This window comes from Streptomyces sp. NPDC058964 (assembly GCF_042741275.1).
GTDB lineage: Bacteria > Actinomycetota > Actinomycetes > Streptomycetales > Streptomycetaceae > Streptomyces.
This window is the reverse complement of the sequence record NZ_JBHYKH010000022.1, coordinates 1-26,579: the sequence shown is the minus strand read 5'-3', so window position 1 is coordinate 26,579 and position 26,579 is coordinate 1. Positions and strand designations below refer to the sequence as shown.

At 69.4% G+C, this 26,579-nt stretch carries 15 protein-coding genes and 2 pseudogenes; 8 read left to right on the top strand and 9 right to left on the bottom strand.

Translation table 11 applies throughout. From position 1 onward, the window contains the following. Positions 1 to 46 precede the first annotated feature (46 nt). The 6 genes from ACFW2E_RS04950 to ACFW2E_RS04925 all read right to left on the bottom strand — a co-directional run bounded on the left by ACFW2E_RS04950 (position 47) and on the right by ACFW2E_RS04925 (position 12,753). Positions 47 to 1,789, bottom strand: a complete 1,743-nt coding sequence (locus ACFW2E_RS04950) for a hypothetical protein (protein WP_384461476.1) — start codon at positions 1,787 to 1,789, stop codon at positions 47 to 49. Next, a complete protein-coding gene (locus tag ACFW2E_RS04945; RefSeq protein WP_384461472.1) occupies positions 1,789 to 7,254 on the bottom strand; it encodes a DEAD/DEAH box helicase in 5,466 nt (1,821 codons plus the stop codon). The genes ACFW2E_RS04950 and ACFW2E_RS04945 overlap by 1 nt, the downstream gene beginning before the upstream one ends. Continuing rightward, positions 7,251 to 8,243, bottom strand: a complete 993-nt coding sequence (locus ACFW2E_RS04940) for a hypothetical protein (RefSeq protein ID WP_384461469.1) — start codon at positions 8,241 to 8,243, stop codon at positions 7,251 to 7,253. Before ACFW2E_RS04940 ends, ACFW2E_RS04945 begins: the two co-directional genes overlap by 4 nt. After that, positions 8,240 to 10,300, bottom strand: coding sequence for a hypothetical protein (locus tag ACFW2E_RS04935; protein ID WP_384461466.1), 2,061 nt, complete (start codon positions 10,298 to 10,300; stop codon positions 8,240 to 8,242). The genes ACFW2E_RS04940 and ACFW2E_RS04935 overlap by 4 nt, the downstream gene beginning before the upstream one ends. A 570-nt stretch (positions 10,301 to 10,870) precedes the next feature. Then, on the bottom strand, positions 10,871 to 12,490 hold the full coding sequence (locus ACFW2E_RS04930; protein ID WP_384461463.1) for a ribonuclease HI: 1,620 nt from the start codon (positions 12,488 to 12,490) through the stop codon (positions 10,871 to 10,873). A 50-nt stretch (positions 12,491 to 12,540) separates the two neighbouring features. Continuing rightward, the gene (locus ACFW2E_RS04925) at positions 12,541 to 12,753 is read right to left on the bottom strand and encodes a hypothetical protein (protein WP_384461460.1); all 213 of its coding nucleotides are present in this window, start codon (positions 12,751 to 12,753) and stop codon (positions 12,541 to 12,543) included. 44 nt (positions 12,754 to 12,797) lie between these two features. On the opposite strand from ACFW2E_RS04925, the gene ACFW2E_RS04920 reads away from it, so the two are divergent. The 5 genes from ACFW2E_RS04920 to ACFW2E_RS04900 all read left to right on the top strand — a co-directional run bounded on the left by ACFW2E_RS04920 (position 12,798) and on the right by ACFW2E_RS04900 (position 22,147). Further along, complete coding sequence (locus tag ACFW2E_RS04920) at positions 12,798 to 13,121, top strand: hypothetical protein (protein WP_384461457.1); 324 nt, start codon at positions 12,798 to 12,800, stop codon at positions 13,119 to 13,121. 185 nt (positions 13,122 to 13,306) lie between these two features. Continuing rightward, positions 13,307 to 15,526: an N-6 DNA methylase gene (locus ACFW2E_RS04915; protein ID WP_384461454.1), complete on the top strand. Its 2,220-nt coding sequence runs from the start codon at positions 13,307 to 13,309 to the stop codon at positions 15,524 to 15,526. A 128-nt stretch (positions 15,527 to 15,654) separates the two neighbouring features. Beyond that, entirely contained in the window at positions 15,655 to 17,646 is a 1,992-nt protein-coding gene (locus tag ACFW2E_RS04910; protein WP_384461451.1) for an N-6 DNA methylase, read from the top strand. Next, entirely contained in the window at positions 17,643 to 18,968 is a 1,326-nt protein-coding gene (locus ACFW2E_RS04905) for a restriction endonuclease subunit S (protein ID WP_384461448.1), read from the top strand. The genes ACFW2E_RS04910 and ACFW2E_RS04905 overlap by 4 nt, the downstream gene beginning before the upstream one ends. Further along, positions 18,965 to 22,147, top strand: coding sequence for a type I restriction endonuclease subunit R (locus tag ACFW2E_RS04900; RefSeq protein ID WP_384461440.1), 3,183 nt, complete (start codon positions 18,965 to 18,967; stop codon positions 22,145 to 22,147). The genes ACFW2E_RS04905 and ACFW2E_RS04900 overlap by 4 nt, the downstream gene beginning before the upstream one ends. Positions 22,148 to 22,201: 54 nt before the next feature. On the opposite strand, the gene ACFW2E_RS04895 is transcribed toward ACFW2E_RS04900, so the two are convergent. Both ACFW2E_RS04895 and ACFW2E_RS04890 read right to left on the bottom strand, forming a co-directional pair. After that, positions 22,202 to 22,384: a DUF397 domain-containing protein gene (locus ACFW2E_RS04895; protein ID WP_220645420.1), complete on the bottom strand. Its 183-nt coding sequence runs from the start codon at positions 22,382 to 22,384 to the stop codon at positions 22,202 to 22,204. Further along, positions 22,381 to 23,226: a helix-turn-helix domain-containing protein gene (locus ACFW2E_RS04890; RefSeq protein WP_384461496.1), complete on the bottom strand. Its 846-nt coding sequence runs from the start codon at positions 23,224 to 23,226 to the stop codon at positions 22,381 to 22,383. The genes ACFW2E_RS04895 and ACFW2E_RS04890 overlap by 4 nt, the downstream gene beginning before the upstream one ends. A 1,067-nt stretch (positions 23,227 to 24,293) precedes the next feature. On the opposite strand from ACFW2E_RS04890, the gene ACFW2E_RS04885 reads away from it, so the two are divergent. The 3 genes and pseudogenes from ACFW2E_RS04885 to ACFW2E_RS04875 all read left to right on the top strand — a co-directional run. Further along, positions 24,294 to 24,629 carry a hypothetical protein gene (locus ACFW2E_RS04885; protein WP_384461436.1) on the top strand — a complete coding sequence of 112 codons (336 nt, stop codon included), beginning with the start codon at positions 24,294 to 24,296 and terminating at the stop codon, positions 24,627 to 24,629. A 168-nt stretch (positions 24,630 to 24,797) separates the two neighbouring features. Continuing rightward, positions 24,798 to 25,259, top strand: coding sequence for an ATP-binding protein (locus ACFW2E_RS04880; protein WP_384461433.1), 462 nt, complete (start codon positions 24,798 to 24,800; stop codon positions 25,257 to 25,259). Between the two features lie 106 nt (positions 25,260 to 25,365). Beyond that, positions 25,366 to 26,361: pseudogene (locus tag ACFW2E_RS04875) on the top strand (serine/threonine-protein kinase); the annotation flags it as partial. 56 nt (positions 26,362 to 26,417) lie between these two features. On the opposite strand, the pseudogene ACFW2E_RS04870 reads toward ACFW2E_RS04875, so the two are convergent. Next, positions 26,418 to 26,579 (bottom strand): annotated as a pseudogene (locus ACFW2E_RS04870) (lipid-transfer protein); the annotation flags it as partial.

The window sequence follows — 26,579 nt, the reverse complement described above, 5'->3', positions numbered from 1 at the left end:
CCGTCACGGGGGCCAGAACCACTGTTGCCTTTACCGGCTCCGTTGTTCACGATGTGCTGCTCTCTGGGTCTTCAAGGGCTGCGGGGCCTTCAGCAGCCGGCGAAAGGCGTTCTGTCGCCCTGGCGATTATTTCTCGGGCCGCCTCGGTGCGAGACCACGCGCGGTCGCTGTCCGTGGGCGGCTGAGTGAGCCTTCGCAAAGGCTCGGGCGGGAGTTCCAGCCGGGGGCTCGTGCCGGTGTGGTCCTTCCAGCGGTGCGGGGCGAGCGGGACCGCGAACGAGGGCACTTCCTGCTGCTCGCGCTCGGCCTTCTCGATCATGTCCTTAGCCCGGTTGATCCGGACGCGGCCGCTGTCGTCGAGCTCCTTCCTCAGGGCTCGCCAGGCCTTCTTCCAGTCGTCCGCCCCGTCGGGCACACCGAGCACCAGATAAGGATTGAGGGGCTGGTCCCGTTCTCCGATGGGACGATCCTCCAGGTAGCTCCGGTTCTTCCGCAGCACGGCCACGACACCTCCGCCGAGCTGGTCCGGCACCGGGGGACGGCCTTCTGCGTCCTGCTCCAGGAGTTCGAGGGACTGCTTCATCTCCTGACCGGCACTCAGGTAGGCGTGGACGTTTCGGGCCTCCCAGCGCACCGGCTGCGAGTGGGGCCCGAGCCTCGCGGCCACGGTGAGCGCCGCCTTCCTCCGCTGGTCCGCCGTCTCGTTGTCCCCGCGGAGGAGGGCACGGTGCATCTGCCGCACGGCCCTGACCAGGGTCCGCACGCCGATCCAGCCATTGAACTTCCTGTTGCTCGCGCTGCGCACGCCGGGGCGGATCCGCTCCAGGAGGACCCACAGTCGCTCGTCGGCGACGAGGTCGTCCGGTACCTCTCCGGTACGCCGCACCTCGCGCAGCGCGTCGAGGAGCTTATGCGTCGGCGGCAGGAGGTCGGTCCACTCCTCAGTGATCGCCTTGGCGTCGTTGGCCTGCAGCCTGACCAGCAGACGCCAGTCCTGCGGCCAGTCACGGCCGGGTTCCGTCCCCGAGCCCGCCTCCCGGCGCTCCCGTTCCAGGGGCCAGGCCAATAGGTCCATCTCCTCGTCGGTGAGGGACGCCGGGTCCAGACGGGCGCGGAAGTACGCGGCACGAGAGGTGCCATCGCGCTCCGGGACCGCGCCGATCCACTCCTCGTCGATGTAGTCGTCGAGAAGCGGCCGGGGAAGATTTGCCAGGAGCGCCCTCTGCCGAGGGGCCGGCAGGTTGGTCTCCATCAGGCGACGGTCGTCCTGGTAGATCTGCCACATACTGCCCGGCTCGCCCAGGAGCGGCAGCGGCTTGTCCTCCAACAGGGCGCGGGCGCGTTCGTCGAGTCGTCCGTCGAAGACGTCCAGCCCATGGTCTTGCGCCATCGCGAGCAGGGAGACGCCCGAGACCGGATCTTCCTGCCGGGACGCCGCATCGGCCGCGGCTCGCGCCAGCTTCCGCGCGGAAAGCGTCCCGGGCTCCGCATTCAGCGCGTCAGGCAGCACAAGTTCGGCGAAGGAGCGGGCGCGCTCCCAGGCATGTCGGTCGGTGAATCCTTCGGGGACCGGTTGGGTCACGGCCGGTTCCGGTTCCGGCTGCTTCTGCGGCGGAACGACCGGAGCAGGGCCGCCCGCGCCTTTCGCGTCCTGCGGGGCTTTCCCCACGGTCCGCCCTTGGGCGCGGGCCTGGCGAAGGGCGAGGCGGCGGGCGATCTCGCGCTGCCGCAGCTCCTCCCGGTGGGCCTGCTCGTCGTGGCCCGCTCCCAGCGGGATTCCTGACGCCATCAGAGCTCCTCCGCGAAGATGTGCACCTGCTCGATCACCGCGGCAGGGGTCCGGTCCAGACTGTAGGAGTCGGCGAAGGCGATCCTGGTGGCGAGGCCTCCATCAAGGACCTCGTTGCGCAGGGCCCGCAGCCGTTCGTTCCCGCATTCATCGGCGGCGGACTCCAGAGGATGCTTGACGGCGACCGCGACGGGCTCGCCCGTGAAGTCCGACGTGAAGAGCGCCACCGGTCCGACAGCGGTCTCCTTCAGACTGACGTTGGGCTCCTCGTCCGCCCAGCCCTTCAGCAGGACGGCGTGTTCGTTCGGATCGATCTGCAGTTTCCGACCGCGCAGGGCGTCGGTGAGATCGCGGGCGAGCCGCCAGTCGTACAGCGGGTGGAGGCGCATGTTGGCGTAGTCGCGCAGGCAGGCGTAGCAGGAGCTGCGGCAGTTCAGCGCATGGCGGTCGGCCTCCAGGTCGTGCACGTAGCGGTCGACAGCCTGGAGGAACTCCTCGATGTGGTCCTGCGAACCGAGGTAGGTGCTGAAGCCCGCTCCGTTGTCGAGGCTGTCCGCCAGGTAGGCCATGACCGGAGCTGCCACCGGGGCGTCCGAGCCGTGGATGCCGCTGAGGAGTTCCTCCGGCTGCACGTCCAGGTGCGGGGCGGCGGCACGGCGGAGCAGGGCCGCGAGCGAGTACCAGGCGGCGCGCCGCCCGTGGTAGGCCTCGGGGAAGCCGTCGATCTGCTGGGACTTCGAGATGTCGAAGCGGAGGCCCCGGATCGTGTCGAGGGCGCCCTTGGCTCCGATGAAGAGCATGTCGGTGTGCTGGGTGGCGCCGAGGGCGATCTCCAGGTCGGCCTCCGCCTTGGGGCTGTCCAGCGCCAGGTATCCGCGCCACGGGCCGGTGTTCTTGACGAACCTGAAGAGCTTTCCGGCGTTGGTGTTGACGATGTAGCGGTCGCCGCTGCCGGTGTGGACGACCATCCAGTCGTCGGCGGCACGGTGGATGCGCGGGGCGGTCTTCTCCAGGTCGGTGGCGGTACGCGCGCTGGTGGCGTTGGAGCCGATCTCCCGGTAGCCGTCGTAGTCCCGTGCTTCGTGGGCAGCCCGGAAGCCTGCGGGCTCCCGGAAGGGGACGGCCCTGTAGTACTTGCTCTCCGCGCCGCAGGCGGGGCAGGTGCCGGCGCTCCCGGTTTCCGGGTCGACGACGGCCTGCGGGTCCACGTGGGAGCAGATCCGGCACATGGCGACCAACTGTTCCGGTCCGAAGGGGTCTTCGGCGGCCTGGACTCCGCGGCCGCTCGGCACGAGGGAGACCACTCCCCTGGAACGGAGCAGGCGGCCGTCCTGCGGGGTTTCGCTGCCCGGTGCGAACTTGCTGAGGGCGACGGCCAGGTCGCGGTTGACGGAGTCGGCCGGCGGCCAGGGGAAGGTCTTCTGCGGGATGCTCCGGTAGAGGAGGCGGGAGCGGGTCGGGAAGCCGAACATCGGCAGAAGGCCCGCCTCCGCCAGACGCTGGCTGAGGTCGGGGTGGCCGACCGTCCGGGTCGCCACCTCGTCGACCTGAGCGAGGAGTTCGCCGATGGCGGATACCGGGTCGAGGGCGGCGACGTTCTCCGGTGTTCCGTTCCGGAGTGCGGCGGCAGCGGCCCTGATGCGCTCCGAATGTTCGGCGATCCAGCGGCGGACGGTGCAACGGTGCGTCGGCCAGTCGGCGGCGAGGCCGAACTGTCCGTGAACGTTGGTCGTCATGTCCGGCCCCTTCCGGCGGTCCTCCGGCTGCAGGGGCTCGAAAGCCTGGCGCAGGACCTCTCCCAGCAGGACCCGGCGGAAGACGGAAACCATGCCGAGGACCAGGTAGGGCGGCGGAGTCGGATCGTTGGTGATCGCTTCCGGTCGAGCGAAGTAGTGCTCGTCGTGGCTGCGGCCACGGCAGACGGTGAGAGCTACGGCGACCGGGCTGTTGCGTCGGCCCGCACGCCCCACGCGCTGCTGGTAGTTGAAGCGCGTGGGCGGCATGTTCGCCATGATCACGGTGTTGAGGGGGCCGATGTCGACTCCGGCCTCCATGGTCGTGGTCACGGAGAGCAGTTCCAGGCCGTCCGCCTGTGGAACGTCGTTGTCGCCGAGGAAGACGTCCTGGAAGAGGCTCTGCCGACGCTGGGCCTCCAACCGGTCCGTTTGGCCGGTCAGTTCCGCGGTTCGCAGGGGGAAGTCACCGGTGCGGTGGGCGGCCTTCCATGCGTAGTAGTCGTCTTCGAGGACTCCGTCGTACTGCTGAGGCACGGCGGGCAGCGGAGTCTGACACTTGGTGCACAGCCCCGCGCCCGGGTGAAGGTGCGGCCGGTGGCAGGAACGGCACGTCCATGTCTTGTTCTCGCCGGGGCGGAGTGCCACCTTCTCCGGCTTGATGACGTAGTCGACCACGGCGTCCTTCCACACGCCGAGTACCCGGTCCTGGATGGTCTGCAGATCGGTGCCCTGACGTTCGGCCACCTGCGTCCAGAAACGCTTCAGGGGCGCGGGCGGCCTTTGCAGCGAGGCCCGTATCCGGGTGAAGCGCCGCATCAGGCCGAGAATCCGCAGGCTGGCACGCGCCACGGCCTGGTCGCTGTCCGGGCCGATCTCCAAGGGTGAGCGGTCGTCGCGCAGGCAGAGCCAGCCGAGTCCGAGCGATTCGAAGTCACGGCCGCCGCCGGAGAAGAGGCTGCCGATGGTCTCGAGGCGGAGGCGGGAACGGATGCGGCTGAGGAGATCCTCCTGCGCCTGGGTCTCCGTCACCGCTGCCCGATCCCGTTCCCAGTTGTAGAGCGCGGTCCAGGGCTGTCCGGCCGAGGTCTGCTGGAGCGAGGCCGCGGGACCGGCGGGATTGGTGCCGTACTTCAGCAGCATGCCTTCGAGGTCGGAGGCGAGGTCGTCCAGGGAGGGCAGTTCGGAGAACTTCCGCTCCAGGTCCGGCAGGAGTTCCGGTTCCGCGTCGAGGTCGTCGGTGAGGATCGCCTTCAGGCGTCCCCAGTCCGCCGGGTCGCGGTCCCGCATCCGTGCCACGGCGGCGCGGGCAGCCGCACGATCGACCGGCTCACCGGCGTAGTGGCCCTTCACCGTCTGAAGGTCTCCGAAGGGATCCCCCTGGCTCTCGACGGCCTGGGCGCTGAGCAGGCGGAGAAGGTCCTGGTGGTGGCGGAGGGCAAGACCGCTGGCGAGTTCGGAGGCGTCGTCACGGCTGTCGGAGAAGGCGATCGCCTTGCGCCGGCCATCGGGAAGGTGGCCGAGCGCTTCGGTCACCAACACCTGGTTGATCTTGTAGAATCCGGTGCGCATCCGTCGGACCGGCGCGTTGCGCAGCCGGTCAGGCGATTCCAGCGGGACGAAACGGCCGTCCCTGTCGTACTTGATCTCCCAGTCGTCGCCGCAGGCGGGGCAGCGGGTGGGGAAGGCCTGCAGCCGGGCCGGGTCGTAGGCCGGCTTCCTGCCCTCCTTGTCCAGGGGCACGGAGATGTGGAACGACCATCCCGTGTGCTGGACGTCCCGGTTCTCCAGGCGGCCGGTGGCGGGCTGGTAGGCGCTGCGACGGAACGCGAACTCGACCTGTGGCCCGCCGTCGGACAGGCCCGCGTGCCAACTGGGGTCGTCGAGGCCGAGGCCCTTGGTGCGCGGCCAGTACACGATGTAGTTCGCCGCGGTGGGTGCGCCGCTGGCCTCGTCGGGGAGCAGGTCCAGGTCCGGGAAGTCGGTGTGGAGTGCACCGGTGAACTTGCGCCGCTGGGTGTCCTTGGGGCTGGCGTACCCGCCGAGCATGAGGTCGCCGCAGGCCTGGCAGGAGAGAAGCTCCAGCACGCGGGCGCCGCAGGTGCAGCGGGAGGTGGGCTCGGCGAAGAGCCGGCCGACCCGGCGTTCGGGGCCGTGCTCCACGGGGATGTGGGGGCAGTTCGGATCGGAGCAGGCCCAGATGCCCTCGATGTTCCGGAAGAAGAAGTGGGCCCGGAGCTGGGGGAGTTCGGTGTCCTGTGCGGAGCCGAGTATGCGCAGCACGCCGTGGAGAGCGTCCTGGCGCTGTTCCTTCGGGACGCCCGGGAAGAGCTTCTCCGCCAGTTCGGGGGCGGGCAGAGCACGAGGCTTGCCGCCTGGAGTGAGTGCGCTCTGGAGCGCCGGACCGAGGCCGGTCTCTCGGGCCAGGGCGACGGCTTCGTCCTGGGTGACGGGAGCCTTCGCGGCCTGCGAGAGACGTTCGGTGTGAGCGGCCAGGTCGCCCTCGCCGTGGATCTCCCTCGCCTTTCCGGGGATGATCACGCGCCGGGAGCCGGGCAGGGCGAAGAACCCGTCGAGGAAGTCGTCGTCCCGGCCCGCCTCCAGGGAGGCGGAGGCTGCGAGCACTCTCAGCTTCTCGGGGTTCTTGTCGAGGCCGAGGCGGTGGCGGAGGTTGCGCAGCAGGTAGGCCACCTCGGTGCCGGCCGTGCCGCGGTACATGTGGAGCTCGTCCAGGATCAGGGTGAGGCGGGCGCCGGGGGTCTGCTCGAGCCACTTCCTCGTGGCACTGAAGATGTGCTCCTCCTGCTTGCGGAGCAGCATGATGTTCAGCATCGAGTAGTTGGTGATCATGATGTCCGGTGGCGCGGCCTGCATGTCCCAGCGGGCGTGCATCTCCGCTCCGCCGAGGCGCGGGATGAAGGGCCGCAGCTCCTCGTCGAGCTTCTCGTCGGCCTTGTGCTGCCGTTCCTGGACCTCTCGCAGGTACTGCCGGAGACGGAAGGTCGCCGGCTCGGAATCGCGGCTGCCGGAGACAGGGGTGGCTCCGGTGTAGCGGCCGAAGTAGAAGCGGTGTCCGCTGCGCTTCCGGTCCAGCCAGGCGTGGGCCTCACGGCTGTCCAGCGATTTCCGCAGCCGGACCAACTGGTCGTCGGCGAGGGCGTTGGTGGGATAGAGAATCAGCACGCGCATGGCCGCGGGATGCCCGTGCTCGTTCTGTCGGCTGGGCACGTGGTCGCCGTCCCCCTGCCACCATTCCCGCTGCACCGCACGAGTGCCCTGCCAGTGGGCGGACTCGGCGACCAGGTCGGCGAGGACGGGCAGCAGGAAGGACTCCGTCTTGCCGGAACCGGTGCCCGCGGTGACCACGAAGTCCTTGCCCTCGCAGGCGGCGACCAAGGCGTCGTGCTGATGCTGGTAGAGGCTGGTCACGCCGTCGGGGAGGGTGAAGCGGGCGAAATCGGCCGCATCGGGGTGTGCCCCTGCTTCCGCGAAGGACTCCGCGATGCTGACGCCCCGGGAGGCGTACTGCGGTCGCAGCTCGATCAGCGGGTCGCGCCACGCCCCGTTGTCCCGGTCCAGCAGGTTGCGCCGTTCCTCCATGACGGAACGATCGTCGACGCTGAAGGGGGTGTCATAATAGCGGAACAGCGCGCTGCGCAGGTCGTCGAAGGTGCCCATGACGTCCTGGACATCGGTGTTCGTCACCGCCGTTGTCCGCTGTTCCGCGCTCACTCGGTCCTCCCGACGGTGGCCGCCACCTGTCGCGGCATGATCTCCAGGTTCTGCTGCAGCGAGGCCGCGATCGCCTCGGCCAGCGCCCTCGGCACGTTGTCGTACGCGCGGGTCTGCGCCTGCTTGCCCGTCGAGGGCGGGAAGCCGCTGCACAGGACGACCGCGCGCTCATGCAGGGCGGGCAGGGGCGCGTACCGGTCGACGAAGAGTCGGCCCAGGCCGGCGCGTCCCTTGCCGGATTCCGGCCGCCAGCGCATCGCGCCGGTGCGGCGGCGAGCGAGCTCCAGGTAGATGCCCGTCTCGCGTTCCACCGCGTGGAAGACGCCGTTGCGACGGACGCGGGTCAGGCGGGCGTAGTCGGCTCCGCGCCACCGGTACAGGCCGTCCTCGTCGTCCCGTGCCACGGGGACGAACCGTTGGCGGCGCAACTCGTACTTCTCCAGCGTGTCGGCGGTGCTCCCACCGGGCGGTGCGGACTCGGGGCCCGGTGCCGCCTGCGGGAGCAGTTCCATCAACTGCAGGGCGGCGCAGGGGACGTAGCGGGCCCCGAAGAACTCCGCCGCTTCCCACAGGATCCGCGGGTCCTCGTACTGGAACAGGAGGGTGTCGGGCAGCGGAGCCTCACCTGCCTCCGGCCGGTGAGGGACGGCGATCAGTTCCATCCACTCCTGCGCCGCCTCCTCGACGCGCATACTGATCCGCGCGGTGCGCGCGCCGGTCAGCACGGCGAGCCCGTCGGCGTGGGGCAGCCTGGTCAGCACCGGCGGGGCGACCGACCAGCGGTCGGCGCGCAGGTCCACGTCGATGAAGCCGAGGGCTGCGACCTTGCGCATCCAGTCCCAGTCGGCGTACTCCGCCAGCTCCAGGCCCCATGCCTGGGCCTGGTTGCGGACACCGTCGCGCAGTGCGGACGCCTTGCCGCTGCGGCTCTCGCTCAGCCAGCGCAGGAGGATCCCGCCGAACTCGGTGCTGCTCATCGGTCCCGTCATCGGTCCAGCTCCTTCGCTGCCTGCACGTACGCGGCCCACGAGAGGTCGACGGACGCCTGCTGGGCGTTGAGGACGGCGCGGGTCCAGGCCCGCGGGTTGCAGGCGGTCTTCGGCTTCGGTGTTCCGGGGTTCACCGGGCGGCCCTTCCAGCGTCCGCTCCGGCGCTCCAGGAGCCAGCCGCCGATGCCGTGGAAGTCGGCCTCGAAGCGGAGCGGGGCGGGGGTGTCGGCAAGACGTTCTGCCCACCAGTCCGGTTGTTCCGGGGCCTCCAACGTCCACAGTCGACCGTCGGCCGCCGCGAACAGGACCTCGTCCGCGTCACGACGGCACAGCTCCATCGCTGCTGTCGCGTCCTGGGTGGTGGCGCCCGTGCAGTCGGCACCGGTGATGCCGGTCGACAGGGTCTGCTCGAAGAGAAGAGAGGGCGACTCCGAGGCCTTGCCGTCCACGACGGTGAAGCCACAGACCTTGGTCATCCTCGGTTCGACGACGGCCTGGTCCGCGGTGGCGAAGCCGACTTCGGCGCCTGCGTAGCTCACCGTGTGGCGGCCCGGCTCCAGCCGGAGCACGGCCAGGGGGACGGGGCGGCCCGCGGCGATCCTCTTCCTGAGCTCGGGCCGCTCCTCTCCGTCGATCAGGAGGGTGCCCGTGCCTTCCACAGCGTCCGGGAGGACCACCTGCGGCTCGCCTCCCCGCAGATACAGGTGGGGATCGAGCGAGGGCGCGAGCTTCAGACCGCCCTCGAGGCGGAGCTTGAACTGGGCCGGGGGCTGCAGGAGGCCGACCGCGCCCTGGACCTCCCGGAGCGCCCGACGCAGGATGACCGCGTCGTCGAAGGTGACGGGCTTGTGCAGGGACCAGCCCTGCGGCACCCAGGCCAGCTTGCTGGTGTCGGCGCTCCGGCCGGTGGTCGCGGCCTTGTCCAACAGCCGCTGCACGTCCCGCTGCGCGGTCGGGGCGGCGAGCACCACGTGCGCCTCTCCCGGGCGAAAGCCGTCGGTGCCGGCCCAGATGCCGAGCACGTCGTCCCGCGCGAGCACCAGGACGGAGGAGGAGGGGCGGCTGAGCACCAGGTTGTCCCCGTCGCGGCGGATACCCCGGGTGAGGGTGTCCGCGCTCGGGGCGGGCAAGCCCGTCACCTCATAGTAGGCGGTGTCGCCGAGCTGATCGAGGACGACGCCGTCCTTGAGCTCGATGCGCTTCTTCTGCTCCGCGGAGCGCAGGCGCGCCACCCACCTGAGACGGCCCGCGTCCAGCCGCACCAGCAGTTCGGCCCGGGTGACACCGGTGGGCACCAGCGCGTCCGAACCGTCCCAGGAAGCGGCGTAGTTGCCGATCAGCTTGGCGAGGAAGGGACGGAACTCCTCCTCCTGCAGAGCGTTGCAGAAGCCCTTGGAGAAGTGCTGCTCCATGCCCCGGATCTCGATCTGGGCCAGCAGCGTCTCCCCCGGCAGCGGCCAGGTCGTGCCGTGTTCCCGCAACGACCGGAAGAGCTTCGGCAGGAAGGACCGGTCGGCGCCGCTGAGGAGCGACTGGGACTGGGCGAACCCGATCATGCTTCGGTTGGAGGGCAGGTCGGCGGGGGCGGGAAGAGTGCAGAGGCCCCGCGCGCCCTTCTGGCTGTGCTGCCAGGAGGCCAGCACCTGCCACATGCGGGAGATGGGCTCGTACTGCTGGCTGCCCAGTCGCTTCTCGTCGCCGGTCAACAACTGGGAGAAGCGGGCATGGTAGGCGGTGGCCCGGTGGTTCCGGTCGTTCACCATCCGGGACGCGGCGATCACCGAGCAGGCCAGCAGCGGCAGGAAGGCGGGCACGCCGTCCTTGTCCTGCTGCCACATACGCCAGCGGTAGTCCTCCAGCGCACGGTACGGTTCCGCGGTCCCCAACCGCAGGAACCTGCCCACGCACTGGGCAAGGGGCTCTTCCATGCCGTGTCCGTGCCTGAGCTCCTGCTCCACTTCGTCGTCGATGTAGAACAGCGTCGGGTGGCCTGCGTGCTGTCGTCCGAAGAACTCCTCGGCCAGCACTTCCTGCCACGCCTGATAAGAATGGTCCACTCTGTCCCCAAAAGAGAGGTTCCAATGCCCTGTTCGTGAACTCCCCGGCACGGAACGGTCTTCCGCGTCACCCTGAACCCGCCACTGACAACGGGTCACTGCCGAACGCCCTCTCAGGCGCACCCTCTACTGACTGCCGCCCGACATAACCCGACGGCGCCCGACACGCACAGACGTCGCGCTCATCCCCCACCGTTTCCACGAGCGTCCCTTGCAGTGCTCGCACGACCACCCGGAAGGCATGGCCAAAACCTCACCAAGAGTGATGCATTTGAAGCGATCACAGCCCCCACCGCGAGCCCCCAGGAAATCCAATTGATTTACCCTACAACCAAAGGTTCCCTGCCGAGGAACGGGCGGTATGTCTGACCGTCCCGATCTCCTTGAGGATCACCTTTACCCACGCTGGCCGGTGGAGGTTTCGATCCATGGCTCCCCGACCGGGTGAGTCCCCAGATGTTCTCGCATCTCTCCGTGATTTCTGAACGGGCTTGATCAAAAAGCCAGTTGAAGTCGCCCCTTAAGCAGTTCCCTTCGTCGAGTGCTGTGAGGACATGAAGAGGAATGGATTCAGGCAGCGGCCCACAGGGGGCCGGACCCGAGCGAGCGTCGGATCCGCGCCTCCTCCTTCCGGGCGGCGGAAAGAGGGATGCGGCCGCTGACTCGGCGGAGGGCGAGGCGAGCGAAAGCGTCGGCGGCTTCGTTGAGGTCATGTCCGATGTGGCCTTTCAACCAGCGGACCTGGACACGGTGGCGATGGCGGTGGCGCAACAGGCTGTCCATGACCTGCCAGCTCTCCGGAAAGAGGAGAGTGCGGGGGGCCGCTGCCGGGTCGACGGAGCGCAGGGCCGCATCGACGACGCCGACCGCCTGGGCGCTGTCGCACAGGAGGATGACGGGCGCATCCTCGTGGTGCTCGAGGAGGCTGAGGGCGGCCTCGCAGATACCGATGACTTCGGCTTCACCGCTGCTTGAGGCCAAGGAGTCGCCGTAACCGGCGGTCCCGTCCTCGGCAGCCCAGCCGTAGCCGCACAGTGCGGACTCGTCAGCGACGGCCGCGTCGGCGACGGCCACGACTGCGGTGTCGGGAAGGTCGGCGAGCACGGCGTAGCGGTCCCCATCGGCCGGATTCGTTGCCGTCGGATGTTCGCCGTCGCCATCTTCGCCCGTGTCGGCGAGGAGGGTAGCAAGAGCGTGGTGACAGCGCGGGCAGCCATCAGCGCGTTCGGGGCAGTTCGTCCGGTGCCTCTCTATCAGCTCACGCACGCTGTGCCACAACTCGACTTCGGCGTCCGCGAAGCGCGCCGGTGCCGCGGCGCGACACTGCGCGATGAGGTCCGCGAACGGCCCTGTTGTCATACAGACCTGCATCCGGTCGTGGAGTTCCGTGACCCGGAGCCGGGCTTCGCGGGACCGGGCGGCGAGAACCGCGGTGTCCTGGTAGGCGTCCTCCAAAGCGTCAAGTCCGGTGCGCCGTGCGGAGAGAGAGCAGGTGAGGACGTCCCGTTCGGCCCGGCCGATCGCGTAGCGGCCCCAGGCCACCGCGGCACGGGCGTGGCGACTCCACCGTTCGACCACCGCGTCATGCGTGAGGTGGGGGTTCTCGTCCTCCCGGGCATCGCGCAGGAGTTCTTGGACGAAGGCGTCGTCGTCACAGTCCAGCAGTTCACGCACCGGCGTCGGCAGCAGTTCGTCACCTGCCGTCCGCTGGTCCCAGACCCAGCGGGCGAGGTCGCTTTCCGGCGCCTGCGGTGTGCCGTCCGGCAGCCCCCTGTCGCGGAGTTCCTGCCGCAGAGCTTCGGCGAAGGCCGCCGGGAACGCCCTGCGCGCCACCCTCACCTCCAGCACGTCCATCGGCCGGGAGCGGCCGGCGAGACGGCGGGCACGCTGCTCCTTGCACAGGGCTTCCTCCTGGGACCGGGCCCGTCGCACCTTGCGCGCGTGGATCCGCAGCCGTCGCAGCCGCTCCGGGGACTGTGTCGAGAGCTCCGCACGCCGGACAGCCCCGCGAGCGAGGACATCGGCGTGGGCGAGAGCGATGGCGATGGGACCGGCAAGCGAAGGATGTTCCAAGGCCACAGCAACCTCAGGAGCGCAGATCCCGTTCATTCGCGCCAGGACGGCCTCCTGCAGGGCGGTGAAGTCGTCGGCGAAGCGACGGGTCAGCTCTGTGTGCTCGGTGATCGTCACGAATGGGCCTTCCAGACCGAGAGGGGTGACCGGGACCGGACCTTCGCGCTTCAGCCGACCAGCTTCCACTCCTGGCACCGGTTGGTCTTGAAGTACTCGCCGCTGTTGAGCGGCACGCGCCCCGGGCCGTCGAGGTTGTTGTTGGCGATGATGGAGCCGAACTCACCGCTGGCGTCCTTGGCGCGCTCCCAGTAGCAGCCCCACTCGTCGTCGGGCCCGGCGGTCTTGTAGGTGCCGGCCTCCGACGAGGTACTCGCCCTCACCGGAGAAGCTGGCTGCCGGCCCGGACTTGTGCTTCTTCTTCGGCTTGGCGGTCACCGTCTTGGTCACCGTCGGCGCGGGCTTGGGGTCGGCGGCCGCGGCGGTCTCGGTGACGGTGACCGTGGGGCGGGGGGGCGGCCTTCACTCCGGCCGTCGCCTTGCCGGTGGTGTCGGCGGAACCGTCGCTCGAACCGATCCCGACGCCGACGAACAGCGAGACCAGGGCGACAGCGCCGTACTTCAGCCGTCTCTTGCGGCGCTCATCCTGGCCCCCTCCGTGCGGCGCCGCGAGGCCGGTGAAGTCCTGCGGGTCGTAGCCGGGCGGCTGGGGAGCGGTTGCTGGAAGGTCATGGCGTTCTCCGTTTCATGAGGTCGGCGCGGCAGGCCGACAGGTCGGCAGGGCAGCCCGCAGCACGAAGACCTGCTGGGCGGCCGCTTCCGCCGGAAGCACCTTCAGATAAGCAGTACACTGAAAGCACTGTCAAACAGATTGACAGATTTGACGGGTGCTGTAGGTTGTTGACGTCCGCTTCCGAGAGGCCCAGGACCGCACCCATGCCCCAGTCATCCGCGTCACCCGCCCAGGTGACCGCCGCCGAGATCTCCCGCATCGCGGGCGTCACGCGCGCCACGGTCAGCAACTGGCGCCGCCGGCACGACGACTTCCCGGCGCCGTCCGGCGGCACGGACAGCAGCCCGCTGTACGACCTGGAGGCCGTGCGCGCCTGGCTCGCCTCCCGCGGGCACACCTCGGCCGCGAGCCCGTCGGAGGAACTGCGCACGACGCTGCGCCTGCACGCACAGGACGGCGGCGGCACACCGGAGGACCTGCTGCTGCTCGTCCTCGCCGCGGCAGGCCGCTCACCTGAGGAGCTGACCGCCGCCGTACGACTGCCGGACGCGGACCTCGCGACCCGCGCGCAGCGGGACGCGGCCGCAGCAGCCGACGCCGTACCGACCGCGGAGGCCGTCCGTTACGAGCCGGGCGACGCGCCGGTGCTGCGCGCGCTGTACGCGTGTGTACGCGACGAGGGCGGCCAGGCCGCGCTGGCCGTTCTCGCGGAACGGGAACTGGAGGACAGCGCCGCCTCCGGCGCCTACCAGACCCCTGCCCCGCTCGCCGACCTGCTCGCCCGCCTGATCCCCGGCGCCCCCGCCCGCGTCCTCGACCCGGCCTGCGGCAGCGGCACCCTCCTGGCGGCCGCCGCCCGCCGGGGCGCGAGCGAGTTGTACGGCCAGGACACGCTTCCCGTGCAGGCCCGCCGCAGCGCTGTGAGCCTGATGCTGACGGCCCCCGAGGCCACGGTCACCGTCCGCGCCGCCGACAGTCTCCGCGCCGACGCCTTCCCCGGCCTGCTCGCCGACGCCGTCCTGTGCAACCCGCCCTTCGGTGACCGCGACTGGGGCCACGACGAACTCGCCTACGACCCCCGCTGGGCGTACGGCGTACCGCCCCGCGCCGAATCGGAACTGGCCTGGGTACAGCACGCCCTCTCCCACCTCACTCCCGGCGGCCATGCCGCCCTGCTCCTCCCGCCGGCCACCGCAGGCCGCTCGTCGGGCCGCCGTGTACGGGCAGAACTCGTCCGCAGCGGCGCCCTGCGCGCCGTGATCGCCCTGCCGCCCGGCGCGTCGGTACCCCTGCACGTCGGCCTCCAGATCTGGGTGCTGCAACGGCCCGAACCGGGCGGCCCGGAACGCAAGTCGGTCCTCTTCGTCGACACGGCGGCGGACGCGGCGACGGCGGCCGGACACGGCGGGACGACGACGGTGAGCGGGCGAACGCGGGGTGGAAGCAGGCCCGCCGCCCCGGACTGGGACGGGATCACAGCGCGCGCACTGGACGCCTGGCGAGCGTTCACGGAGAGCCCTGACACATTCGAGGGCGAGCCCGGCGTCGCGCACGCCGTCGGGGTCGTGGACCTGCTCGACGACGTGGTGGACCTGACGCCAACGCGACTCGTACGGGCGTCACGAGCCGAGATCGACCCGGCGGAACTGTCGGCCGAGGTCGACGCCACCCGCCGGGGTCTCGTCGAGGCCGCGAGGTCCCTGGGGCGGACGGCCGGTCAGGAGGCGTGGAGCGCCGCGGGCGCCGCGGCCCGCCAGTGGCGGACGGCGACCGCGTCCGACCTCACGCGCGGCGGGGCGCTCACCCTGCTGCGGAACCTGCCGGACAGCGTGCGCACCCGCGCGCAGGCCGCGAGCGGCGGGACCGGCGGGGGCGGGAGGCCCGAGACGCGGCCGGTGCTCACCGGCTCCGACATCGCGACCGGGTCAGGTCCCACCGGGGACCCGATGGGCCTATACGACGACACGGCACCCGTGATCGCCGTCGGCGACGTGCTCGTACGGGCGGTCGCCAGCACGGAAGGCCCGATGGCCCGGGTGGTGGACGAGGCGGACGCCGGCGCGCTGCTCGGCCCCCACGTCCACCTCTTCCGGCCGGACCCGGCACGCCTGGACCCCTGGTTCCTCGCGGGGTTCCTGGGCGCGGAGGAGAACATTGCGGGCGCGTCGACCGGCAGCACGGTCCTGACGGTCAGCCCGGGCCGGCTGCGGGTGCCGCTGCTGCCGCTGGAGGAACAGCGGCGGTACGGGGAGGCGTTCCGGCACGTGCACGAACTGCGGGCGGAGGCCCAGCGGGCGACACGGCTGGCGGAGGGGACGGCACGGCTGCTGGCGGGCGGGCTCACGGGCGGCCAGTTGCTGCCGTCGCGGGAGCCGGCGGGCGCGGCGGAGGCGGGCGGACGGGGTGGCGATTCGCCCCATTAGGCACATCGCCTCTCACACATAGACCACACTTGTCGGACCGTCCTGGTCGGTCGGCCGGCCGATCGACTCGGCTGGGCTCGGCCCGGGCGGTGGGGTTGGGACATTTCGGAAGGAATCCGGGGATCCAGTTGAACAGCAGCAAGCACACGGAGTTGGCGAACCACGCGTGGTCCGTCGCCGACCTCCTGCGGGGGGACTACAAGCAGTCCGACTACGGCAAGGTCATCCTGCCGTTCACGGTGCTGCGGCGGCTGGAGTGCGTGCTGGCGCCGACCCGCGAGAAGGTCACGGAGATCGCGGAGCAGCACAAGGACAGCGGCATCGACCCGGACCGCTTCCTGCGCCGGGCGTCGGGCCACTCCTTCTACAACCGGTCCAGTTTGACCCTGAAGAAGATCGCGGACGACCCGCAGAACGCGGCGAAGAACCTCACGGTGTACGTGGGGGCCTTCTCGGACAACGCGCGGGGCGTACTGGACCGCTTCGAGTTCGCGCAGCAGATCAAGCGGCTGGACAGCGCCGGGCTGCTCTACCAGGTCATCGGCAAGTTCACGGACCTGGACCTGCGTCCCGAGGTCGTGCCCAACCACAACATGGGCTACATCTTCGAGGAACTGATCAGACGCTTCGCCGAGCAGTCCAACGAGACGGCCGGTGAGCACTTCACTCCGCGTGAGGTCATCCAGCTCATGGTGCGGCTGCTCGTCGCACCGGACGGCGACGCGTTGCAGTTGCCGGGCGCGGTGCGCACGGTCCTCGACCCGGCCTGCGGCACGGGCGGCATGCTTTCCGCGATGGACGACCTCATCAAGGAGCTGAACCCGGACGCCACGGTGGAGGTGTACGGGCAGGAGCTCAACCCCGAGTCGTGGGCGATCTGCCGGTCCGACCTCATGATCAAGGGCCAGGACCCGGAGAACATCGCCTTCGGCAACTCCTTCTCCGACGACGGGCACGCCCGGAAGTCCTTCGACTACATGCTGGCCAACCCGCCGTTCGGCGTGGAGTGGAAGAAGGTCAAGGACGAGGTCGAGCACGAGCACAAGGCGCTCGGCGAGGCCGGCCGCTTCGGGGCGGGGCTGCCGCGCATCAACGACGGGTCGCTGCTGTTCCTCCAGCACATGATCTCGAAGATGAAGCCGGTGGACGTGAACGGCGGGGGCGGTTCCCGCCTCGCCATCGTCTTCAACGGCTCACCGCTGTTCACGGGCGCGGCCGGCTCGGGCGAGTCGGAGATCCGCCGCTGGATCCTGGAGAACGACTGGCTGGAGGGCATCGTCGCCCTGCCGGACCAGCTCTTCTACAACACCGGCATCTCGACGTACTTCTGGATCCTGACCAACCGCAAGAGCCCGGACCACAAGGGCAAGGTCGTCCTGCTGGACGCCCGCGACCAGTGGCAGAAGATGCGCAAGTCGCTGGGCGACAAGCGCAAGGCGCTGGGCAAGGAGCACATCGCCGAGGTGGTCAAGCTGTACGGCGAGGCCCTGGCCGTGGCGGGGGACTCGGACCACCCGCTGCACGGCAAGGTGAAGGTCTTCGCGAACGAGGACTTCGGCTACCAGCGGATCACGGTTGAGCGCCCGCTGAAGCTGCGGTTCGAGGTGACGGAGGAGACGCTGGCGGCACTGGAGGCGTCCAGGGCCATCCAGAAGCTCCCGCAGGCTCCGGCCCTGGCGGACGCCTTCAAGTCCCTGATGGGCGCGAGGTGGGGCACGAAGCAGGAGGCTTGGCTTGCGCTGAAGGACGCGGTGGTGCAGGCCGGCGAGACGTGGCCGACGGGGGCGCCGTTCAACAAGGCGCTGCGGGAAATTATCGGGGTACGGGATCCGGACGGCGAGGTCCAGCTGGTCAGGGGCCAGACCGAGCCGGACGCGGAGCTGCGGGACTACGAGAACGTTCCGCTGGGCGAGGACGTCGAGGAGTACCTGGCGCGGCAGGTCCACCCGCACGTGCCGGATGCGTGGATCGACCACAGCAAGACAAAGGTTGGGTACGAAATTCCGTTCACGCGGCACTTCTACGTGTACGAGCCACCGCGGCCATTGGCGGAGATCGACACGGACCTGAAGGCGCTTGAGGCGGAGATCCAGAGGCTTCTCGGGGAGGTGACGGAGTGAGTACGGTGCTCGGCATCGAGCTTCCATCGCAGTGGTCGGCCGCTTCCTTGAAGCACGTGACCACGGTGCTCAACCGTGGGTCAGCGCCCAGCTATGTCGACGAAGGGGCCGTGCGAGCCGTCAGCCAGGCTTCGAATCAGCCGGGCAGGCTCGACTGGCAACGCACGCGTTTTCACGACTTCCACGGCGATCCACGCAACCTCAAGGGTCATCTACACCCGGACGACGTTCTGATCAACTCGACCGGAACGGGCACCCTTGGACGTGTGGGGTATTTCACGGGTTCGCCGGACGGGCTGCCCTGCATGGCGGACAGCCATGTAACAATCGCTCGCACAAATAGTGACCTGCTCCACCCTCGATTTGCCTATCACTGGCTCGGGTCGCGGCCCTTCCAGGAATATGTCTATGCCGCCTTGGTCGTGGGTGCCACGAACCAGATTGAGCTCAACCGAGATCGCCTTGGCGATGCTCCCGTTCCGCTGCCTCCACTGCCCGAGCAACGCCGCATCGCTGACTTCCTCGACGCGGAAACTGCCCGCATCGACCGCATAGCAGCTCTTACAAGGGAACAGCAGGACCGCGTCCGGGAACGCCAGTACGTCGCTTTCAGCGAGAGTGTCGTCAGGGCGGGCGGGCCTCGCCTCAATGCCCTGGGCCTCGAACACCACGCGGACTGGCCGGCGATGCCGCTCAACCATGTCCTCAGTCAATTGACCAACGGGTACGTCGGCCCCACGCGAGACCTCTTCGTGGAAGAAGGGGTTCCCTATCTCCAATCTCTCCACATCAAGAATGGGCAGATCGACTTCGCCCGACGGCCCTATTACGTCACTCAGGCCTGGGCTGCGGAACGCCCCCGCATCCGGCTTGGTCTTGAGGACGTCCTGATCGTACAGACCGGTGGCATCGGCGAAGTGGGAATCGTCGGGGAGGATTTTGTGGGAGCGAGCTGCCACGCTCTGCTGATCGCCCGAACCGACCGCAACTACCTTCTTCCTCGCTTCCTCTGGCACGCGTTGCGCAGTCACTGGGGTAGACACGCCCTTCTCCGCGAACAGACAGGAGCACTGCACCCGCACCTCGAGGCCGGAAACGTTCGATTCATGAAGTTCCCGATCCCTTCGCTCCGGACCCAAGAACGTGTGGTGGCTGACACGGAGACGATTGCTCGTGACGTTCACACCGTCCAGTCAGCACTTAGTCGTCGCATGTCACTCCAGGCCGAACGACGACAGGCACTCATCACGGCCGCAGTGACGGGCCAGTTCGACGTCTCCACCGCCAGCGGCCGCAACGTAACCGAAGGAGTCTCCGTATGAGCCCCGTGCACGACGAGTCCTCCTTCGGGGCTGCCATCGTTGCCGCGCTCTGCGAGCGAGGTTGGCGGGAGGCGAACCCCGAGGACTACCGACCCGACCTCGGGCTCGACACCAACGAGCTGTTCACCTTCATCGGCGCTACGCAGCCCGACGAGTGGGACGAACTGCTCACCGTCTACGGCGGCAACCCCAACGAGGCGCAGCGCGGCTTCGCCCAGCGACTCGACCGGGCCATCGCCGATGACGGGCTGCTGCACGTCCTCCGCAACGGCGTCAAGGACCGGGGCGTGCGGCTCCGCGTCGCCTACTTCAAGCCCAACCTCATCTCCGCCGACTCCGTTCTCGACGGCTACCGGGCCAACCGCCTCACCGTCGTCCGGGAACTCCCCTACGCCACCAAGCAGGCCGACTGGGGTCACCGGCTCGACCTCACCCTGTTCCTCAACGGCATCCCGGTCGCCACGGCCGAGTTGAAGAACCCGCTCACCGGGCAGGGCGTCGAGCAGGCCAAGGAGCAGTACCGGACCGACCGGGACCCGACCGAGCTGATCTTCACGCGGCGCGTCATCGCCAACTTCGCCGTCGACCCGGACCTGGTCTTCGTCACCACGCAACTGCGCGGCAAGAGCACCCAGTTCCTGCCGTTCAACACCGGCTCGAACGGCCCCGGCCAGCCCGGCGGAGCCGGGAACCCTGCGCCCACGGCCCACGGCACGTACGCCACCTCCTACCTGTGGGAACAGGTCTGGCAGCGGGACAACTGGCTCGACCTGCTCCAGCGTTTCGTGCACCAGCAGAAACACAAGACGCCCGGCGGTGGCACCACCAAGTCGACGATCTTCCCCCGCTTCCACCAGTGGGACGTGGTCCGGAAGCTCACCGCGCACGCGTCCATCCACGGCGCCGGCCAGAACTACCTGGTCATGGCCTCCGCCGGCTCCGGCAAGTCGAACACCATCGGCTGGCTGGCCCACCGCCTCAGCGACCTCCACGCCCGCAGAGACCCTGCCGTCCTGCGGCCCGACGCCGTCGCCGACGGCCGCATCAAGCCCGGCGAGCCCGTCTTCGACAAGGTCATCGTCATCACCGACCGCCGCGCGCTGGACGCCCAGCTCTCGGCGACCGTCGGCAGCTTCTCGCAGACGGACGGCCTGGTCGTGAAGGTCGACGAGAAGCACGGGGCGAAGAGCGAACAGCTCGCTCGTGCCCTCTCCCGGGACACCGGGAAGATCGTCACCGTCACCCTGCACTCGTTCCCGGCGCTGCTCGACTACATCAAGCGCAACCCCACCGAGATCAAGGGCAGCCGCTTCGCGATCGTCGTCGACGAGGCGCACTCCTCGCAGTCCGGCGACGCCGCCACCGCCGTGAAGTCCGCCCTGCGCGACCTCGGCCTGGACGCCGACTCGGACGACGAGGGCGCGACCACGGTCACCCTGGACGACCAGCTCAAGGCGAAGGCGGTGGCGCGTTCCCGGGCCGGGAACCTCTCCTACTTCGCCTTCACCGCCACCCCCAAGTCCAAGACCCTCGAACTCTTCGGCACGGAAGACGTGGAGAACGGCAAGACCGTCTACCGTCCCTTCCACACCTACTCCATGCGCCAGGCCATCGAGGAGGGCTTCATCCTCGACCCGCTGCGCAACTACGTCACCTACAACACCTACTGGAAGCTCGCGAACCTCAACCGCGACGAGAAGGAGGTCGACCCCTCCAAGGCGAACAGCCTGCTCGCCCGGTTCGCGCTCATGCACGAGCACACGGTGTCCCAGCACGCCCAGGTGATCGTCGAGCACTTCGTCCACCACACCCGCGGCCGGCTCGGCGGACGCGCGAAGGCCATGGTGGTCACGGCCTCCCGCCTCTCCGCCGTGCAGATGGCCCGCGCCATCCGCAGTTACATCGCCGACCGCGACTACGACACCAAGTACCCGGACCTCGGTGTTTTGGTCGCCTTCTCCGGGTCCCTCACCATCGACGGTGAGGAGACCACCGAGAGCAAGGAGAACGGCGGTCTCTCGGAGAGCGCGCTGCCGAAGGCGTTCGGCTACGCCCGTGCCGACGACAAGGCAGCGAAGGCCGGCGGCAAGGGTCAGCAGGAGTACGGGATCCTGGTCGTCGCCGAGAAGTACCAGACCGGCTTCGACCAGCCGCTCCTCACGACGATGTACGTCAACAAGACGCTGACCGGCATCGCCGCCGTGCAGACGCTCTCGCGCCTCAACCGCACCGCTGAACGCAAGTCCCAGGCCGACCTCGCCGTCCTGGACTTCGTCAACGACGCCGAGGACATCAGGGAGGCGTTCCGCCCGTACTTCGAGGAGGCGCAGACCCTGCCCTCCGACCCGAACCTCCTGTACTCGGCCCAGAGCCGCGTCATGTCCGCGCCGATCATCTCGGAGCAGGACATGGACGAGTTCGTCGCCGCGTACTTCGAGGCGCAGGAGAAGGCGGGCGGCTCCCAGTCCAAGTGGGAGAAGCTGCACGCCGAGTTGTACCGCCTCCTGTCTCCCGCCGTCACCCGCTTCACCCACCTCCTGGAGAGCGAGGAGGAGGACGACGTCGAGGCCGCCGAGGACTTCCGAGCCAACCTCAATGACTACGTCCGCAAGTACGGCTTCCTCGCGCAGATCGTGCCGTATCAGGACGCCGAGCTGGAGCGCCTCTACCTCTACGGGCGCTACCTGCTCAATCGGCTTCCCCGCCTCGCGGACGGCGGAGTCGACATAGGCGAGGTGGACCTCAGTCACCTGCGCGTCGAGAAGACCGGCGAGTACGACGTGTCCCTCAACCCGGAGGGACCCGCCGAGCTCAAGGGCTTCGGGGACGGCGTGGGCGGCGCGAAAGACGCCGAGAAGTCACTGCTGTCCGAGCTGATCGAGAAGTTCAACGACAAGTTCGGCACGGAGTTCACCGAGGAGGACGTCCTCCCGGCCTTCAACGCCACCAAGAAGGACCCGAAGGTCCGGGCCGCCGCCCTCGTCAACGACGAGGAGAACTTCGGCATCGTCTTCGACAAGAAGTTCGAGGAGAACATGATGGATCATGTCTCCACCATCGACACCCTCGGCAAGCGGTACTTCGGCACGGACCGGGACTTCAAGTCCAACCTCGACCGCAGCGCTCGCCGCGCGGCCTGGCGGATGATTCGCCGGGAGGAGGGGCTGGAGGATATCTGACATGCTCGGGGCTCGGAGCGACGCGCGCACCGAGCCCCGGCAGTTTCAGTCAGTTCAGCGTCGTGCGGTCATCCGCACAAAGTCGGCCCATGCGTCGGCCCCGAAGGACAGTCTGGCTTCCGTCGGTCGCTTGGAGTCACGTACCCAGATGGCTCCGCTCGTCTCGGCAACCTCGATGCACTCGCCGCCCTCCGCGCCGCTGTAGCTGCTCTTGCGCCACGACTCACCCGTGTTCATAGCTCTCCCAGCACCTTCTCTACGAATCCCAGGGACTCTCGCGGAGTGAGAGCCTGACTTCGGATGATCCCATAACGTGCTGAGACGGACCGTACTTCGTCCCGGTCGCTGACCAGGATGCTGCGTCCCTGTACTTCCAGGTACGCGATCTGGTCACCCCGCCTCGGGGTGATCAACGTGAAGGGGCCGTCCACGCCGGCGTTGTCCTCGCGGTCGTTCGGCATGACCTGGATCTCCACGTTGCGTTTCTGCCCGGTCAGTAGGACGTTTTCGAGGACACCGCGCAGAACCGGCGTACCGCCGAAGGGTTTACGGAGCACGGCCTCTTCGATGACAAAGCTCATGAGAGGTGCTGGCCAGCGGCTCAAGATCTCTTGGCGTGACAGCCTCGCTGCGACTCGCTGTTCCATTGTGTCTTCGTCCAGTAGCGGTCGCCGCATGGCGAGGAGAGCACGCGTGTACTCCTCGGTCTGCAGAAGCCCGGGGATCGCCTGTACCGCGTACAGGAAGAGTTCGTGCGCATCGGCCTCCAACCTCGCCGCGTCCCGGAAGAACGCCGGATACTGAGCCCGCCCCACCTCCTCCTTCAACGCCGTGAGCAACCCGCCAGCCCCCAGCACCTCATCCGCCCGCTCGATGAACCGGGCCTGCGGGATCCGCCTCCCCTGCTCGATCGACGCCACGGTGTCCGACGAGTAGCCGACCCGCTTGCCGAACTCCGCCCGGTCCATCCCCGCCTGGACCCGCAACAGCTTCAACTGCCGCCCGAACGCGGTCACCACGCCCGTCCCCGGCTCGTCCTCCGGCCGCTGCTGCCGCTGCTCCGCTTCCACGTCCCTCACGGTCACCGCCCTGCCCACCTCTTGCCGCACCTCGCCGGACACAGGGGTCGAGCCCGCCCCGATGGGTTAACGCCGTGGCATCACCACAGGTCACGCCACGCCCAGGGGCCGACGCGCCGCCCGCCGTGCCCGCGGTGGCCAGGCTTGGTGAGCACCGCTTCCGGCACAGACTGCTGCGCGCGCCGCGCGGACGGGCGGCAACATGAGCTCTCAGTTTCGTGCCCTTTCGCGGCGGGCCCTGTCCCGTCACACTGGGGTCGCTCGGCACCGGTCCGGCCCCTGTCTCGGGCGGGAGAGGCGCTACTTGGGGGGAGCGAGTTTCGTGGTGGCACCCAACGATCCGTCCGACGACGAGGTGGGCGCGGCGCTCGGCACCTTCCTGGCACGCGGCCGGAGCAGGCGTCTTGGCGCGGCCCCTGCGGATTTCCACCTCACCCGCCTGCACCTGCTTGAAGGCACCGTCACCCGGCGCGTCGAGCAACGCACCGAGGGGACACAGCACGAGCCCGGCACCGTCGACCTCTCGGAGCGACCGGTGTACGACGTGCTGGAAAACTACAAGCTGAGCCCGCACGAGAAGACCGGAGACCGGCCGCTCGACCTGGTCAAGCGCGGCACGGTGCATCTCCGGTCCTGTGACTGCGGCAACGGCCGGCGGCGGTGCCGACTGCAACGGCATGACGTACCGCCCGTGCGAGCCCGCCCACGTATGCACCGTGTGCCAGGGCGTCACCGCATGCACGCAAACCCTCAAGCACGGCGGTCTGCCCAGCACCCCGCCCAGGCCTCCCAAGCCGGGCCGGGCCGACCGACCCGACGAACGGGTGAACTGCGAGGCCTGCCAGACACCCGACAGCGCGTGTCCCGGGTGCCGGGGCTGGGGGAAGGTCAGGTGTCAGGAGTGCCAGGCGAGTGGGCGCATCCCCTGCGTACCGTGCAAGGGGGCAGGCACCGTCGAGTGCGCCACCTGCCGTGGACACGGGAACCTGACGTCCTGGACGGCAGGACGGATCAAGTGGCCCTCACAGACCGAGAGAGTGTCACCCCCTGTCCCACGGCCCCGGCAAGTGGCCTCGGGACTGGGCTCGGGCGGCTGGCACACGGACCGCCTCGGCATTCAGGATCCGCTTCCCGACGACCTCTCCCCTGACCATCGCTCGGCCCTCGAACCGCACCTGCGCCTACGGAAGGGCGAGAAGGAGCGAGAGGTCGTGATCAAGCGGCTCACGGTCGTCAAGGCGACGCCGCCCTACTCCGACAACCTGGAGTTCTACGTCTTCCGAAGCAGTGACGGACGACTCGACGTCCGGCGGCGGGTGTCGGAGGAGGGGCGGAGGAAGGTCTTCCTGGCGGTGGCAGCGGTCGTCGCCCTCGTCGTCCTTGTCCTTGTCCTGACCCACTGACCGGTCCGCCGGCCCGCCGGCCCAGCGAGCACGGCCGCAAGAGGGTGCGGCCCCTTCCCCGCGTACTCGCGTACCACCACGTACAGAGCGCCCACCCGCCCGTACGAAGGGCCGACGTCAGCGCGTCACCCCTGGTGACGCTATGCCACGACACGCCACCGTGAGTGCATGACCGCAGAACAATCACCCCTCACCATGCACAAGTTCGCGATGTGCTTCAGCTCAACCCCGCGCGGCGCCCGCCTGGCCCGACGGCTGTGCGGGACCCGGCTCGACGCCTGGGGCATCCCGTACGGCAGCAACGCGCACGACGTCGTCACCCTCGTCGCGGCGGAGCTGTGCGCCAACGCCGTCCGGCACGGACACGTGGCCGGCCGGGACTTCCACGTCCTGCTCACCGCCGACCCGGCCACCGGCACCGTACGGATCGAGGTCAGCGACACCCGCGGTGAACGCGTGCCCCACCTTCCCACCGCGCCGCCGGACGGCGACGGCGGGCGCGGCCTACTGCTCGTCGAGGCGTTGGCCGACCGGTGGGGCTGGTCGCCCCGCGCCACGGGCGGGCCAGGTAAGACCGTCTGGGCGGAGTGCGCCGCCGAGTGCGCCGCCCCGCGTGACCTGATCACGTAGGTCGCCCGCGACCCGGTTGGACGCACGGAACCCGCACCCGCGAAACTGCTTCCCAGCGCATCGAAGACCACTTCGGTAACTCGACGGGGGCGGGGGCGGGGAGCAGGTGCCGGAGCCACGGCGGATCGCGGGACGGTACGAGCTGCTGGAGCAGTTCGGCCACGGCGGCATGGGGGACGTGTGGCGGGGTTACGACACCGTCCTGGACCGGCCGGTCGCGGTGAAGCTGATCCGTCCACAGGCCGTGGCGTCGCCGCACTTGGCGGAAGAGTTCGAGAAGCGGTTCCGGCGCGAGGCGCGGATCACCGCGCGGATCCAGCATCCGGGCGTGCCACAGGTGTACGACGCGGTGCTCGACGAGTCGTACGAGCAACTGTTCCTGGTGATGGAGTTGGTCGACGGCGTACCGCTGACCGCCTACGTGCACCCGGAGCGGCCGCTCCCCGTGAGCTGGGCGGTGGCCGTGGGCGCGCAGGTGGCGACCGTGCTGTCGTACGCGCACGACGTTCCCGTGGTGCACCGTGACCTGAAGCCGAGCAACATCCTCGTCGCCCGGGACGGCACGGTGAAGGTGCTCGACTTCGGCATCGCGGCGATCCTGCGGACGGACGTCACCAAGCTGACCGCGACCGGCAGCCCCATCGGGACGCACCAGTACATGGCACCGGAACAGGTGCGCGGCGGGCGGGTCACGCCGCGCGCCGACCTGTACGCGCTCGGGTGCGTGCTGCACGAACTGCTCTGCGGGCGGCCGCTGTTCGCCGGGGACAGCGAGTGGCAACTGATGATGCAGCACGTCAACGCCACCCCGACGCCGCTGCGGCAACTGCGCCCCGAGGTGCCGACGGAGCTCGAGACCCTGGTCCTGCATCTGCTCCGCAAGGCGCCCGAGGCGCGCCCGGCGGACGTGCAGGAGGTGTACGAGCGGCTGCAGCCCTTCCTGCCCGGGCCCGGCGAGGAGTCCGCGCCGGAGGAGGCGGGGCCCGCCGGGACGCCCGACCCGACCGGGATCTTCCGCCGCCCCTACGCGCCCCGCGCGCGCGCGCGCCCCGCCGCCTTAACGCGCCCCCCCGGGGCGCACCCGGGCCCGCGCCGGGCCCCGGCGGGCCGCCACGTGCTTGGTCTGGCCGATCCCTGTGACGGCCACGGGCTCCTTGCTCATCGGGGATCCCCTTCGAGTACGGCGACCAGGTTCTGCTGCAGACAGGGGCCGGACGTGGCGTGGGCGAGCGCCCGCACCGACTCCCCGTCGTCGACGCCCGCGGCGCCCGCCGCGATTAGCATCAGCCCGCGCCCCAACTGCGGTTGAGCGCCGACGCC